The organism is Campylobacter sp. FU_520 (genome assembly GCF_025772385.1).
Taxonomy (GTDB): Bacteria; Campylobacterota; Campylobacteria; order Campylobacterales; family Campylobacteraceae; genus Campylobacter_D; species Campylobacter_D lari_C.
The window spans coordinates 1-13918 of the sequence record NZ_JAKMRZ010000026.1 but is presented as its reverse complement, the minus strand read 5'-3'; the positions used below and the strand labels follow the sequence as shown (position 1 = coordinate 13918).

Here is a 13918-nt window from a genome sequence, read left to right as displayed (position 1 = left end):
GTTGTAGTAAATTCTTTATTATATAAACTAATATTTTTGTCAAAATCAAGGCTTAAATCAAGAAATTTATTTTCCATTTTTAAGCTCTCTTGTGGTAATTCTAAGTTTGTTATAAAGGTTTTAAAATCACCTTTTTTTTGCTTTAAATCAACACTTGCATTAAAATCACCGTTAATCATACTACTTTGCACGCTTGCATTTTGTATATCTAGCTTATCTTTTTTTAAAGTAAGATTTGCTTGAGCTATCTTAAAATCACTTATATTTATATTTGAATTAATAATATTAAAACTACCATTATAAGTAATTTTCTCAGGATGATCAAAAGGAATTTTCAATGTTAAATCAGTCTTTGCAATACCATTATTTTGTAAAAATGGTAATTTTATATCATATAAAAGCAAAATTTTATTAATCCTATAATCAGCTCTAGTATTATTGCTTTTAATACGTATATAAATTCCTGCTTTTTCATTTAGCATATTATCTATATAAATTTGACTTTGAGTTAAATCATAATTATTAAAACGTAATTCATCATAAATAAAATCAAGTCTTTGTTTGGCAAATTCAAGCCTTACAAAAGGACTTACAATAGGATCTATGCCTTTATCTAAAACTACTTTTAAATTATTTACATAACCTTTGGCATTGATATCATTTAAATAATATCTATGTTTTCCAAAGTCTGCAAAACCGGTTAATTTTTCTATAAAATAAAAATCAGCCTTTACCTTACCACCCACCCAAAGAGCAAGATTAGAAGGCAAATGCACCCCATTTTCTACTAAAATATCAAAAATTTGCGAAATATTATTTGAGCTTATATTTTCTAATTCATAAGCAATCTCTTCTCTTTTGAGTGAAAATTTAACATCACTTTTTAAAAAATCACTATCAATTTTACCTTTAAAAGTATAAAATTTTGTCTTAGGATTAATAAGTAAGGAACCAATTACGCTAAGATTATGATCTTTTAAAATAAAATTATCAATATTAGCTTGTATATTTTTATCATTAATTTTTAAATTTACTTTTACTAAAAGATTTTTACTATTTACAAAAAATAGATTATTTTTATAAATTAATTCCACAGGATAGTTATTAACAAAAATTTCATCTATATTGATTTCTTGAAAAAACCAATAAATATATTTTACATCTTTGATAAGCTGCACAGCTTTACTTGCGCTAGTTTCATTTTGAGTACTTTGACTTTGAGAATTTACTATAACTTTTTTAGCATTTAAAATGAGTTTTTTATCTAATTTAATATATAATTTCTCCAAATTAATAGAAGAAAATTCTAATTTTTCTATATAAATTCCATTTTTGAGGTAAATAAACAAAGCAATGAAAAGTATCATAGGTAATGCTAAAAATTTAAGAATTTTTTTAATATGTTGTGATTTGATTTTAATTTTTCTTTTATCCATTTTTTATTATCTACTTTTACCTATAAAAACAAACTCTGTAGTTTTTATACCACAAGGTTCTGTTAGCAAGATTATAACGCAATTAGATAAAAATAACTATAAAATGAGCAGTATTGATAAATATACTTTATATTTTTTGGGCCATCCGCAATCTGGCTGGATAAATATAGGTACAAAAGAACTAAATAGAGCTGAATTTTTACATAAGCTTACCGTCGCTAAGGCAGCACTTGAAACTATTACTTTAATTCCTGGAGAAACAACTGAAATTTTCTTTGAAGAATTAGCACCAAAATTAAATTTAAATGCCAAGACTTTAATGCAGGAATTTTACAAACAAAGTCCTTTTAAAGAAGGTATGCTTTTTCCTGAAACTTATAAAATTCCAAAAGGTATTACAGAAGAGCTTTTGGTGAAATATCTTTTAGCTTATTCTACAAATGAATTTAAAAAACTTTCTTATAAAATCTTTAGAGAATATAATGAAAAAAAATGGCATGAGTATATCATTATAGCGTCCATTATACAAAAAGAAGCAGCGAGCAATGAAGAAATGCCTATAGTTTCATCTGTAATTAGAAATCGTTTAAGAAAAGGCATGAAGCTTCAAATGGATGGAACATTAAATTATGGAAAATATTCTCATGAAAAAATCACTCCGCAAAGAATAAGATCGGATAATAGTTCTTATAACACTTATAAATTTAATGGCATACCAAAAGAAGCTGTGTGTAATGTATCATTTGAAGCTATCAAGGCAGCTATTTTTCCTGCCAAAACAGAATATTTATACTTTGTAAGAGATAAAAAAACCAATAAGCATATTTTTACCTCTACTTTAAAAGATCATAATAAGGCAATAAGAAATTGATTATAAAATTTCTCTTTGCCCTTTTGCATCAGGTTCGCTTAAAACACCTGTTTGTGAAAGTTGTTCTATGATATTTGCTGCGCGGTTGTAGCCTATTTTTAAGCGTCTTTGCAAATAAGAAATACTAGTTTTTCTATCTTCTAAGATTACAGCCTTTGCTTCTTCATAAAGTTCATCTAAATCCCCATCATCAAATTCACTTCTTTTATAAGCTCCATCTTGGCTATCATCTTTTAAAAAACTCTCATCATATTCTACTACTTGTTGAGCTTTTAAAAACTCTACTATATTTTCAATTTCATTTTCGCTTGCAAAAGGTGCGTGCAAACGTACTAAACCACTCATACTAGGAGGGGTAAATAAACAATCCCCGCGCCCTAACAAACTTTCAGCGCCCATAGAATCTAAAATAACCTTAGAGTCTATCTTTTGCCCTACTTTATAAGAAATTCTACTTGGTAAATTTGCTTTTACAACCCCGGTAACAACATCTACCGAAGGGCGCTGTGTAGCTACGATTAAGTGAATTCCACTTGCTCTTGCCATTTGCGCTAAACGACCTATATAAAACTCTACATCCTTACCCGCAGTCATCATTAAATCAGCTAACTCATCAATAATCACTACAATAAATGGTAAGATTTCACCACCTTGCTCTTTGATTTTTTCATTGTAATTTTCTATATTTTTAGTTTTTGCTTCAGCCATCAAGCGATACCTGCGTTCCATTTCAGCTACCATATTCGATAAAGCATTTACCGCTTTTTTAGGATCAGTAATTACCGGTGTAAGTAAATGTGGTATATCATTATAAATACTAAATTCAAGCATTTTGGGATCTATCATCATAAGTCTTAAAGTTTTTGGTGAATTTCTATAAAGCAAAGATAAAAGCATAGAGTTAATTCCCACACTTTTACCGCTTCCTGTAGTTCCTGCTATTAAAAGATGAGGAAGCTTTTTAAGATCTGTGATGAAAGGATCGCCTACTATATCTTTACCCAAAGCTATGGTTAAAGGTGAGCTAGAATTTTTAAATACCTCACTTTCTAAAATTTCTCTTAAGTAAATCGTATCGATTTTTTCATTTGGAACTTCAATTCCCACTACATCTTTACCTGGAATTGGAGCTTGAATTCTTATAGTTTGAGCTTTTAAAGCCATAGCTAAATCATCTTGTAAAGATAAAATTTTACTTACTTTAACATCTGCTGCTGGACGAAATTCAAAAGTAGTTACAACAGGACCTGTATAAGTTCTAACTACATCACCACCTATTTTAAAACGTCTTAATTTTTCAAGTAAATCATAAATTTTTCTATCGATTTCTTCTTCATTGATTTCACTTTTGCCTTCTTTTGGCATAGTTAAAAAATCTAAAGGTGGTAAAGAAAAATCTTTTGGTTTTTCAAAATTTCCAAAGTCAAGATCTTTTAATAAAGCTTTATTTTCACTCACTTCATTAGCGATAGAATGGTGTGTTTTGTTTTCTACTACTTCCACTATAGGCTCTTGAGTAATTTCAAATGGAACTTTTTCTTCTTTAACTTCATTTTGCACTTCTTCTACTACAAAAGGACTTTCATAGTTTTTTTTACTTCTTAGCTCTTCTATACTAACAGGCTTAGTAAAATCATCCTCACTAAAATCTAATTCTTTAACTTCATTTTGCGGGATAAAATCCTCATCTTTAAAATCTTTTACCCCTAAAAAGCTAGTTTTGTTTTGAATTTTTTTAAACTCAGCTTCTTTTTGCGCTTCTATAGCGTTTAATTCTTCAATTTTTTTAAAATCCTCATTAAGCTCTTCTAAGATTTTTTCTTTTTGTAAAGCTTTGTACTCTTCTAGTAATTTAGCTTTTTGTAACATTTGCTCACGTTCTTTAAGCTCTTTGGCAAACAAAGAATTTTCTTCTATTACCTCTTCTTTGTTTTCATTTAAATCCATATTGCGTCTTTTATAACTTGGCTCGTCTAAATTTTTACTTTTTAAGGTTTGAGTATAAATATCTTCACTTTTATTTTTATATTTTGATAAATACTCTTCAGGGGTCATTTCATCTTCCTTTATATTTATTTGACTAGCTTTTTGAGCAAAACTTGCGATAGGCTCTGAAAGCTCATGAATATAGCTTGAGCTTAACTTTTTATCCTCTTCGCTAATTATCACTTCTTCTAATTCTTGTTTTTTTAAATCTTCAAGATTAAATTTTTTAATTTCTTGAATTTCTTGCTTTGGTAATTCTTCTTCAACAAGTTCTTCTTTTTTCTCTTTAATTAAAAGTTCTTGTTTGAGCTTTTCTTGCTCTTCTTTGGTTTCGTTTTCATACTTATCACCACCAAAAAATCCAAAAATTTTATTTTTAATTAAAGTTTCAAGTTTTAAATAAAAATCAAAATCAAGCTCTATTTTAAATACTTCTTTGATAATTTGCGGAAAAGAAATACTAAAAGCAAAAGCTAAAAGCAAAATCACCAAGATCAAACTTCCTATTTTTCCAAAAAGTCCATCTAAGATTACAAACATAGCAGAGGCTATATAGCCTTTATCTTGCAAGAACGCTGAAGCAAAAATAAGTGAAGCAAAAATACAAGCAAAAACAGCCACGCTAAATCTACGCTCAATAAGTTCAAAGTTATAATCATTTTTATACAAAAGATAATTAAACCAAAAAAAGACAAAAGGGTAAAATTTAGTCAATGATCCAAATAAAAAATAACTAAGTTTTGCCAAAGAATACCCTATAATACTTACTAAAGCTTGATCGGGTATCAAAGCACTTAAACAAAAATAAAAAATAAAAATATTAAAAATAACAAAAATAGCTTCTTTTTTTATAATATATCCTTTATAAAGAAAAAAGCTATTATATCAAAAAATTATAAGTAGTTTAATAAACTCATTTGAGAAATTTTAGAAGTAGCTGAAAGCATAGCTTGATAAGATACCATAGTTTGCATAAATTGCATATAAGTTTGCCCATAATCAGCATCAGTTACACCGCTTTTTATAGAAGCAACATTAACGTTTAAAAAAGTCATTCTTTTATTTGTTTCTTCTATATTATTAGTATAAGCTCCTATGGTTGTTTGCATTTTTCTAACATGATCTTGTAAATGATCTATTTTTTCTAAAGCTCCTTGCAATCCCGTATTTCTAGGGTCACTTCCTTCTGAATCAGCTCTCATATTACCTTTTAAAACAGCATCTATCATTTCATCTAAATCTTTAATCAAGTCAATATTTGGCTCATCAATAGTTAAAGAATTATTTGCGCTAAATACAAAACCAGAACCATTTACAGAAGTGCCTGCAGGGGGAAAGCCACTATTTGAATTTGAATCTTTAATAGTAAGACCTATGTTTGTATTAGTTGAAAACTTATCAGTAATACTTATACGACCTTTATAGTCCATACTTACATTAACAAAATCTTTAGAATCGCTTATATTTTGTTGAATAGTTTGAAAATCACCATTATTGATTGTTCCATTTGTATTTGGAGTAATTGTAGCAGTTGGAACCTTATCGCTTGCAAACATACCTATAATATCATTTAACTGACCATAAGTAATATCTTCAGGTCTTGTTTGCATACCCACTGAAGTTTCTGTTGCTTCGTTATATTGAGAATGAGTAATAGGGAAACTTATGGTTTGAGTAGGATCGTTTGGATCAGGGTAACTTACAGTGGAATTTTCTAAATCAATAGTTACATTATATTTTTGACCACTTTTAGAAGTGATTTCCATTTGAAGTTGTTGACCATCCATACTTCCATCAGCATTTGCTACAACTTCACTTAACTTTGTGCTATCAGTAGCATATTCACTTGTACCTTTAATAACTTGAGAAACATTACCAAAAACAGTATTGCCATCTTTTTCAAAAGGTACATCAAAATCAGCTCCATTAGTTTTATTACCATTGATATTGCTTTTTATAAAATCTGTTTTATAGATATCAACAGTAAATTGCTTACCTCCCACTTCCACTGTTACTGGACTTTTAGTATTATTTAAATCTCCGCCATGCGCTGCTTGCATAATACGCTCTGTAACCTGAGCCATTGTAATACCCTCAGCTTTAGCAGCTTCACTTAAATCTTTAATTTGCTCTGCATCTTGAAGCTGTGGTGTCATAGCAACAGCATGAAAATCTAAAGAACTACTTCCATCTTTTAAGCTCTTTATTTCTATTTGACCACTATCATTTAATGCAACTTTAACAACCTCATTCCCCTCTGTATTGCCATATAGTTTTCCAATATTTTCTAAAACATCTTCGATTTTTGCATCAGGATCTATATCTAAAGTAGCTTTAAAACTTGTCCCATCAGGTCTAACACCTTGAATATACATAGATGAATGCGGAAAAGGAAGTTTCTCATCATAACTATCTTCGAAATTTTTATCAGGATCAAGTTTACCATTTTGCACATAGTTTTGACCTATTAAGTATGAAAATTTAGACTCACCTGTTAAAAATTCTTTTTTATCCGGATAACGAGCATCAGTGAAAGAAACATTTGTTGAAATAATCTTATTAATATTTGAATCGGGTTTAAAAAATAAATCCCAACCAGGTATATTATAAGGAATTTGAGTGCCAGCGCCACTTACTACAAAAATATTATCTTTATTACCAGTATAATTTCCATATTTATCAAAAGGCATATTAGCACTATTTGACCCTGCAAATAAATACTGTCCATTGATACTAGTATTTGCAATATTTACAATAGAATCTCTTACAAGTTTGAGTTCTTTTGCTATAGCTTCTCTTGATTCTTGAGAGTTTCCATCACTTGCGGCTTTTGTTAAAAGTGTTTTAAATTTTTCCAAAAGTTCGGTGATATTTTTTAAAGCCGTATCAGTATTTTTTGCCATTTCTTGTGCTGCTTGGGTTCCTTGAATAATCTGACCTATATTTGCCATCTCATATTCTAATCTTGAACCATTAATATAAACATTTGCATTTTCCCAAGAATGCTGAATAAGCTGACCTGTTTGTAATTGCAAATTATATTTATTAAGTAAAGACTGACCATCCGTGTAATTTTGTATAGAAGTGTAGTAGTTATACTGATTACTAATTCTCATTGTTTTGCTCCGCAAATAAATTTTTTAATTATTTGCAAGCAAAAAAAGTTCCAAATTTTAAAGATATTTTCATTTGTTATATAAATATTTTATATTGTTTTAATTTTTTTTTAGTATAATCTCACATTCTATATTATATTTTAAAATTTTCAAAAAGCCCGAGTGGTGAAACTGGTAGACGCGCCAGACTCAAAATCTGGTAAGGGCAACCTTGTGTCGGTTCGAGTCCGACCTCGGGCACCATTTGTTTTTTACTCCCAAGTGTTATTTTTCAATAAATTATCTTTAAAATCCTATATTTAAGGGATTATATAAACATTCTTTTTTATTCTATTTTGTTATTTTTTGTGTTAAAATATTGCAAAAAAAGTGGGTTACTTTTAAAAAAGTGGGCTACTAAATGGGTTACTTTTTACAATAATACAAAGAATAAAAATGGCAAAAATTAATAAACTTACAGATAGTTTCTTGAAAAGCGTAAAATGCGATAATGGTAAAAAATTTATAAAATTTAGCGATCCTAGTATAAAAGGATTGTATGTTTTTGTTTATCCTAGTGGTAGAAAACTATTTAAAACAAGACAAGCTAATGATACTTATATAACACTTGGGGAATATCCCTTGCTTTCCCTAGCAGAACTTAGAGAAATAGCTATAAATTCACACAAACTAAAAGCCAAGGGTCAAAACATAAGCAATGCAAAAAGATTGAAATTTGGCGTATTATATGATGAAGTATTAGAAAATGCAAGAAAGAGTAATTTAGCAGCGAAAACAATCCAAAGAGGATTAAGCTACAAAGAAGGTATTTTTAAATCTTTAGAATATAAAAATATTAATGATATAAAAAGAGTAGATATTGTTAATATTTTAAAGACCATAGAGCATAAAAGCGCTACGCTTCAAAAAGCAAAGATATGGATAAATAAAGTATTTGAATATGCTTTGCAACTTGAGATCATAGAAAACAATCCCGTAGCTTCTATCAAAAATAATATTGTATTTAAAAAACCAAATCAGGTTATACACCAACCTACCCTATTAGATGAATCTGATATTAAAGAATATATAAATACTCTAATACATTCAGATATCAAACAAAGTCATAAAAATTTAATGCTTTTTGTGCTTTTAACAGCCCAAAGACCTGGCAATGTTATAAAAGCTACTTGGGATGAGATAGACTTTAAAAATGAAATTTGGACTATATCAGCTCAAAAAATGAAAATGCGTAAAGAGCATAATATAGCATTAAGCAAACAAGCCATAAGTATATTAAAAAATCAATATGCGATTAAAGTCAATGATTATGTTTTTGCTGGTTCTTCTAAAAAAGGATGTAATAGTGAAAATATCACATGCAATACCAATAAACGCTTAGGATATAAAGGAATTCAAAGCGCGCATGGATTTCGTGCTATGTTTAGAAGCATTGCAAACGAAAAGCAATTGGAACATGGAGTAAGTATGGATATAGCAGAGCAATGCTTAGCTCATGAGCAAAAAAATGCAATATTGAAAGCTTACAATAGAAGTAAAAATATAGAATTAAAAAGAAGATTAATGCAGTGGTGGGGAGATTATATAGAAAAACTTGCAGGAAAGCTTAGCTAACCTTGCAATATTTTATCCAATCATCGATTTCTTTCTTTTCATACATTAAAACTTTTCCCACTCTAACACCCTTTGGAAAGTTATAAATAGCTTGATTTTTTCTCATTCTCATTTTTCTTATCCTATCAACGCTAAAACCCAAATACTGTGCAACTTCTTTTGTACTTAATAATTTCATATTAATCCTTTTTAATGTTTGTTTCTAAATTGAGTGATTTTATAATGGCTTTTTGCTCTTCATAACTTAAAGTATGTGCTAATAATACTTTGACATTCTCAAAATCAAAACTATTATAAGAAACTCTTGTATCTATAAGCTTTATACATATTCTTTTAAGCTCTACATCAAGCCAAGCCTCTATCTTCCAATAATGTCTAATTTCTTCTTCTAAAGAGTTACATCCATTAGAAAACGAAAGATCATTTCTTATAGAAAGAAATTCTTTAAGCATTTTTGATAATTGTTGTTTTATTTCTTCTAAGTGTTTTTCTATCAAATTTCTTTGTTCTAAAAAATCTTTCATCATTTGTAGCATGTAATATCCTTTTGTTTATTCCTCTTTATTTTCTTGATTGAAAAGATTAGGTTCTTTCATTTTCTCAAGCTCTCTTATGGTTGTTTTTAAATCTTCTTTATACTCTTTAATGGCTGAATTTAAAGCACTTCTTTCATACTCTGCGTGCTCTATAGCTTTATGTAAAGATACAATTTTCATAGATAGTTCTTTTAGATTATTTTGATTATCTATGTTTTCCATTTTTACTCCTTTTTATAATATTTTCCAGCATATCTATACCCCTTTGAAGTATTTGTTTTTCTTCTGTTGTTCTTGATTTAAGCTCATTAGTGTTTTTTGAGCAAATATCGTAAAATACAAAATCAATGCGTTTATAAAGTTTGATTTTTTTCTTGTATTCACATCTTAAGTCATTTTTGATACTTTCTTTGTTTCTTTCAAACAAATCTATAGCAAAAGGATTATCAAAATAAAAACACAGCATTCTTTCATTTGCACTATTGATAATCCTTGCTTCTTTCAAACTATATTTTAAGTCATTTTTTAAACATGCGCGAGCTATTTCATTAGCCTCAATTATATGTGTTACGATACTCATGCAACATCCTTTAATGCATATGGTTTTATATCTTTTGTCCATCTTGGATTGATTAAATATTTTGTTTGTTTAATAAGTAATAATTCTTTTGTAAAGCTATATGTTTTACCTAGTAAAGCTATAAAATCATATATAAAATCTAAAGCATCATGAATGTGTTTATGCTGTATGTATTTTAAAAATTTATAGTTTAGTTTGAAAGTTAATTCTAATCTTTTCCAGTCTTTAAATTCTTCTTTGATTTTTTCTTTGTGATAACTAGTCTGCTTTTCATACTTATCATAAATCAAAATTCTATCAAGATCAAAAAACTTACTATGCACCCCATTTACATAAAGAGATTTTTTATAAAAAACCATTTCGCCTTTGATTTTTTTATTTAAAGACAACTCATGCAAATGTTCTTCATATTTTCTCATAGAAGCACTTTCATCACAAAAATCACAAGCTATATCAAAACTATAAGCCTTAAACCTCTTAACCATTTTACTTAACACCTTATACACATCAGCTACCACACTTTTGCTAGGCTGAAAAAGACCGTTAAACTGTACTTCTATATAAAAGTCTTTTTTCTTTTTATTTTTTCTAGCAACTTCATGGGTGTCTTTTGAATTTTCTATCACTATTATGGTATTTGATAAACTTTTATTTCTAGGTTTGATGTTTATATACCTAACCTTAAACTCATAAAACTTATCTTTTGTTTTGATATTTTTAAACTTCTCTTTTGTGTATTTTTCTATAACTTTATTGCGGTTTGTTTTTCTAAGCTTTGTATATAAATCATGTTTTTTAAGAAATTTATAAAATGCAAATTTTGGGATTACAAATTTGATACTATCATAGCCTATGTTTTGCATTTTATTCCTTTCTTTTTTTTGTTATTTTGCTACCTTATCAAAACCTTTTTTCATAACTAAAGATTTTGAATTTGCCTTTGTAAGTTTAAATCCTTTTGAGCTAAGCTCACTTATTAAACTTTCTATTTCTCTTGCTTTTTTAAATGCATCATTTTCTTTTTGTATGGGCTTAAAATTCATTACTATCCTTTCAATAATTCTTTTGCTTTTATCAAGAGTTTTTTTAAGTCATCTAAGTTAGATCTTAAATCATCCTCATCGCACTCTTCCATGTAGTCAATTAAATCTAAGCATTCTTTGTTAATTAAAGCCAAAGCTCTTGCGTGTTCTATGGCTGTATTAATTTTTTCTTTAAAAGACATTTTCTTCCTTTTTATAGTGCATAAATGGAAGTTAAAAACCACCATAAAGGTGGTTACTCAAAATAAAGAAAGCTAATATGGCTTATAAGGGAGTTTAACTCCCATTTAAACACTACTTATGTCAAAACATAGAGCCTGCATTCAAAGTTATTTAAACTTTTGGTATTTTGACCATTTAACAAAGCTTTTTAAAAAAGCCCACTTTCCCACCCGTCGCTGTGGAGTGTGATAAATAAAGAACACGCTAGCTTGATCACCAAGCTAGCTATAAGGAAATTCACTTAAAACCTAGTTTCAAGCTTTTAAAAACCTTTTAAGCACACTTAGAAAATGTGCTTAATGAGGTTTTCAAGCTACCTCATCAATTTCTTTTAAAAGTTCAGAAATCTCCTGTATAGTTTTTGTTTTTTCTTCTACCAAAGCTGTAAATTTTTTATGCTTTAGTTTTAAATCTTTCAATCTCTTAGATAATCTCAGATCCTCATTCAAAAAACCAAGTCTTAAAAGTGCTTTTTCTACTTTAGAATTTGTTTTGCTTTTATTGCTAAGCCAAACCTTTAAAGTTTGATTTTTCAAATTGAGTTTTCTTTCCATTTCATCAAAAGTTTTTAACCCTAACTTTTCTTGAATTTTCTCTTTAATGCACATTCAATTACCCTCATAATGAACTATGATGGTTTCAAATAAACCATCACTAATAGCTTCTAGTTTTACAAAATTATGATCAAGTAAAAAATTCAAAGCTTCATTAAATTCACTTTCTTTTATGTTCATTCTTTTAAAAAGCGTGTCTTTTTTTATAGATTTTTCATTGCTGAGTATATTTGATATGGTGTTTGCGTATGCTCTTATCATTTTGTTTCCTTTATCTTTATGATTACAAACATAACCGATAAGATAGCTATAATCACGCCAGCTATAATCCAATCTTGCATTATGTATCCTTTTTTATACTTAAGCAAAAAGTTGGTATTCTTTTTGCTAAAAAATAATTATTTTTATGTTTTAAAATTAATTATTTTGTGAAATTATAAAAAAAATATACTCATTTGTCAAGTTATATTTTACATTTGAAAGGTATCTTTTTATGGAAGTAAAAGAAATATTGAAAAAATGGATGCTAGAACAAAATTTGAAAACCTATAAAGAACTAGCAGATTACCTAGGTGTTGCCGCAAATACCATAGATGTTTGGAAACAAAGAGGTTATATACCTGAAAAAAATATACTTAAATATACTCAAATGAATATAAATAACACAAACGACATAGAAAATATAGTTAAAATCAGATATTTTCCTAATGTTTACGCTAGTGCAGGTTTTGGAAACGATAACAGCGATGAAAACTTTCAAACTATATATCTTGATAAAAATTTTTTAGTAGAAATATTAGGTATTCCTTACAAAACACAATATGATATGATAAAAATATTTGGCGACAGTATGGAACCTTTTATACAAAATGGAAGTTTTGTTATAGTTGATACTAGTAAAAATTCTCTCGATAAGATCAAAAATGCTGATGTGGCTATTTTTAGATACGATGGTGAATTATTTTGCAAGCGCATAAGAAAAAATGTCCTTGATGATGAAATTATCATAAGTAGTGATAATATAGGTTTTGAAGACAAAAAAATTAAAAAATCTGCATTAAAAGACTATGTATTTTTAGGTGTTGTAATTTGCTCGTGTAACACTAAAATATTCTTAAATCAAATAGAAAGGGTTTAAAATGCTTAAAAAGATATTTTTATTAGCGTTATTTACTTCATTATCTTTTGCAAAGTACACACAATATAAACCGAGTGAAGATTTTGCAAAGTATTTTACTAAACAAAACTGCTCTCAAGTTTTAGATAAATTTTATTATATTAATTGTTATGATTATAACTACAAAGGTACTAAAGCAGTAGCTTATAAATTAGAAGCAGATAATCTAAAAGGCGAACAAATCAAAAAACGCCCGCGCTTTGAAGATGATACAAATATACCTAAAAAATATCGTACCACTTGGAGTGATTATAAAAATAGTGGTTATGATAGAGGACATACCCTTTCTAATGCCTCTATGAGAAAAACTACTCAAGCTCAAAGAAGTACATTCTTAATGAGTAATATTACTCCGCAAAATCCACAAATTAATCAAAAAGTATGGAATAAGATTGAAAAAAGAGAAAGACAAGTGGCTTTAAAGCTTGGAGAAATTGAAGTTTTAAATTTGGTTAATTATGATAGCAACCCTCAAAGAATAAAAAATCAAATTGCTATTCCAAACTCTTATATCAAGATTATAAAAGGTAATAATTTTAAAGAATGCTATAAAGTTCCAAATTATAAAGTGGAAAGTGAGAATGTAAAACTATATAAAATACAATGTAACTTTCTTTAATTAAATAAGGAAAAAATGAAAATTGTAAAGAAAATGGATATCTTATCTTTGTTGTATATAATTTTGAGGTTTCTTACAATACTAAACAAATAACCACAAATGGTTTTTTGTTGGGTGTAGTTAGATTTACTTGGTATTTTTTATGTATTTTGTATTTATACCAA

15 protein-coding genes, 1 tRNA gene and 1 pseudogene are annotated in these 13918 nt (G+C 28.0%); 5 read left to right on the top strand and 12 right to left on the bottom strand.

Going from position 1 to position 13918, the window contains the following annotated elements; translation table 11 throughout:
- Positions 1-1367, bottom strand: a 1367-nt coding sequence (locus L8W55_RS07550; protein ID WP_263678072.1) for a DUF3971 domain-containing protein, incomplete at its 3' end; no start/stop codon positions are given.
- On the opposite strand from L8W55_RS07550, the gene mltG reads away from it, so the two are divergent.
- Positions 1354-2307 carry an endolytic transglycosylase MltG gene (gene mltG / locus L8W55_RS07545; RefSeq protein WP_263678070.1) on the top strand — a complete coding sequence of 318 codons (954 nt, stop codon included), beginning with the start codon at positions 1354-1356 and terminating at the stop codon, positions 2305-2307. The genes L8W55_RS07550 and mltG overlap by 14 nt on opposite strands.
- Here mltG and L8W55_RS07540 read toward each other — a convergent pair.
- Both L8W55_RS07540 and flgL read right to left on the bottom strand, forming a co-directional pair.
- Positions 2308-4236, bottom strand: a pseudogene (locus L8W55_RS07540) (DNA translocase FtsK); the annotation flags it as partial.
- A 950-nt stretch (positions 4237-5186) separates the two neighbouring features.
- Positions 5187-7409, bottom strand: coding sequence for a flagellar hook-associated protein FlgL (gene flgL, locus L8W55_RS07535; RefSeq protein ID WP_263678069.1), 2223 nt, complete (start codon positions 7407-7409; stop codon positions 5187-5189).
- Between the two features lie 156 nt (positions 7410-7565).
- Between flgL and L8W55_RS07530 the strand changes: the two genes are divergently transcribed.
- A tRNA-Leu gene (locus tag L8W55_RS07530) sits at positions 7566-7652 on the top strand.
- Between the two features lie 192 nt (positions 7653-7844).
- Positions 7845-9023: a tyrosine-type recombinase/integrase gene (locus L8W55_RS07525; protein ID WP_047208317.1), complete on the top strand. Its 1179-nt coding sequence runs from the start codon at positions 7845-7847 to the stop codon at positions 9021-9023.
- Here L8W55_RS07525 and L8W55_RS07520 read toward each other — a convergent pair.
- The 9 genes from L8W55_RS07520 to L8W55_RS07480 form a co-directional block, all read right to left on the bottom strand.
- On the bottom strand, positions 9016-9201 hold the full coding sequence (locus tag L8W55_RS07520) for a helix-turn-helix transcriptional regulator (protein WP_012661534.1): 186 nt from the start codon (positions 9199-9201) through the stop codon (positions 9016-9018). The two genes, L8W55_RS07525 and L8W55_RS07520, sit on opposite strands and share 8 nt — an antisense overlap.
- A 1-nt stretch (position 9202) precedes the next feature.
- Entirely contained in the window at positions 9203-9559 is a 357-nt protein-coding gene (locus L8W55_RS07515) for a hypothetical protein (RefSeq protein ID WP_214136032.1), read from the bottom strand.
- 15 nt (positions 9560-9574) lie between these two features.
- Positions 9575-9781 carry a hypothetical protein gene (locus tag L8W55_RS07510; protein ID WP_214126389.1) on the bottom strand — a complete coding sequence of 69 codons (207 nt, stop codon included), beginning with the start codon at positions 9779-9781 and terminating at the stop codon, positions 9575-9577.
- Positions 9765-10139 carry a hypothetical protein gene (locus L8W55_RS07505; protein WP_087699185.1) on the bottom strand — a complete coding sequence of 125 codons (375 nt, stop codon included), beginning with the start codon at positions 10137-10139 and terminating at the stop codon, positions 9765-9767. Before L8W55_RS07505 ends, L8W55_RS07510 begins: the two co-directional genes overlap by 17 nt.
- Entirely contained in the window at positions 10136-11002 is an 867-nt protein-coding gene (locus L8W55_RS07500) for a hypothetical protein (protein WP_257942475.1), read from the bottom strand. The genes L8W55_RS07505 and L8W55_RS07500 overlap by 4 nt, the downstream gene beginning before the upstream one ends.
- A 21-nt stretch (positions 11003-11023) precedes the next feature.
- Positions 11024-11182, bottom strand: coding sequence for a hypothetical protein (locus L8W55_RS07495; protein ID WP_012661539.1), 159 nt, complete (start codon positions 11180-11182; stop codon positions 11024-11026).
- A gap of 2 nt (positions 11183-11184) precedes the next feature.
- On the bottom strand, positions 11185-11364 hold the full coding sequence (locus tag L8W55_RS07490; protein ID WP_263672590.1) for a hypothetical protein: 180 nt from the start codon (positions 11362-11364) through the stop codon (positions 11185-11187).
- 348 nt (positions 11365-11712) lie between these two features.
- A complete protein-coding gene (locus L8W55_RS07485) occupies positions 11713-12012 on the bottom strand; it encodes a hypothetical protein (protein WP_214098769.1) in 300 nt (99 codons plus the stop codon).
- On the bottom strand, positions 12013-12219 hold the full coding sequence (locus L8W55_RS07480; protein WP_041570280.1) for a hypothetical protein: 207 nt from the start codon (positions 12217-12219) through the stop codon (positions 12013-12015).
- Between the two features lie 232 nt (positions 12220-12451).
- Between L8W55_RS07480 and L8W55_RS07475 the strand changes: the two genes are divergently transcribed.
- Positions 12452-13096 (top strand): S24 family peptidase, encoded by a 645-nt coding sequence (locus L8W55_RS07475; RefSeq protein ID WP_257395778.1) that lies wholly within the window; start codon positions 12452-12454, stop codon positions 13094-13096.
- 1 nt (position 13097) lies between these two features.
- Positions 13098-13754, top strand: a complete 657-nt coding sequence (locus tag L8W55_RS07470; protein WP_257395777.1) for a DNA/RNA non-specific endonuclease — start codon at positions 13098-13100, stop codon at positions 13752-13754.
- Positions 13755-13918: the final 164 nt, after the last annotated feature.

Coding starts and splice junctions, on each gene's coding strand:
- mltG (WP_263678070.1), top strand. CDS start 1,354: ATGAAAAGTATCATAGGTAATGCTAAAAATTTAAGAATTTTTTTAATA.
- flgL (WP_263678069.1), bottom strand. CDS start 7,409: ATGAGAATTAGTAATCAGTATAACTACTACACTTCTATACAAAATTAC.
- L8W55_RS07525 (WP_047208317.1), top strand. CDS start 7,845: ATGGCAAAAATTAATAAACTTACAGATAGTTTCTTGAAAAGCGTAAAA.
- L8W55_RS07520 (WP_012661534.1), bottom strand. CDS start 9,201: ATGAAATTATTAAGTACAAAAGAAGTTGCACAGTATTTGGGTTTTAGC.
- L8W55_RS07515 (WP_214136032.1), bottom strand. CDS start 9,559: ATGCTACAAATGATGAAAGATTTTTTAGAACAAAGAAATTTGATAGAA.
- L8W55_RS07510 (WP_214126389.1), bottom strand. CDS start 9,781: ATGGAAAACATAGATAATCAAAATAATCTAAAAGAACTATCTATGAAA.
- L8W55_RS07505 (WP_087699185.1), bottom strand. CDS start 10,139: ATGAGTATCGTAACACATATAATTGAGGCTAATGAAATAGCTCGCGCA.
- L8W55_RS07500 (WP_257942475.1), bottom strand. CDS start 11,002: ATGCAAAACATAGGCTATGATAGTATCAAATTTGTAATCCCAAAATTT.
- L8W55_RS07495 (WP_012661539.1), bottom strand. CDS start 11,182: ATGAATTTTAAGCCCATACAAAAAGAAAATGATGCATTTAAAAAAGCA.
- L8W55_RS07490 (WP_263672590.1), bottom strand. CDS start 11,364: ATGTCTTTTAAAGAAAAAATTAATACAGCCATAGAACACGCAAGAGCT.
- L8W55_RS07485 (WP_214098769.1), bottom strand. CDS start 12,012: ATGTGCATTAAAGAGAAAATTCAAGAAAAGTTAGGGTTAAAAACTTTT.
- L8W55_RS07480 (WP_041570280.1), bottom strand. CDS start 12,219: ATGATAAGAGCATACGCAAACACCATATCAAATATACTCAGCAATGAA.
- L8W55_RS07475 (WP_257395778.1), top strand. CDS start 12,452: ATGGAAGTAAAAGAAATATTGAAAAAATGGATGCTAGAACAAAATTTG.
- L8W55_RS07470 (WP_257395777.1), top strand. CDS start 13,098: ATGCTTAAAAAGATATTTTTATTAGCGTTATTTACTTCATTATCTTTT.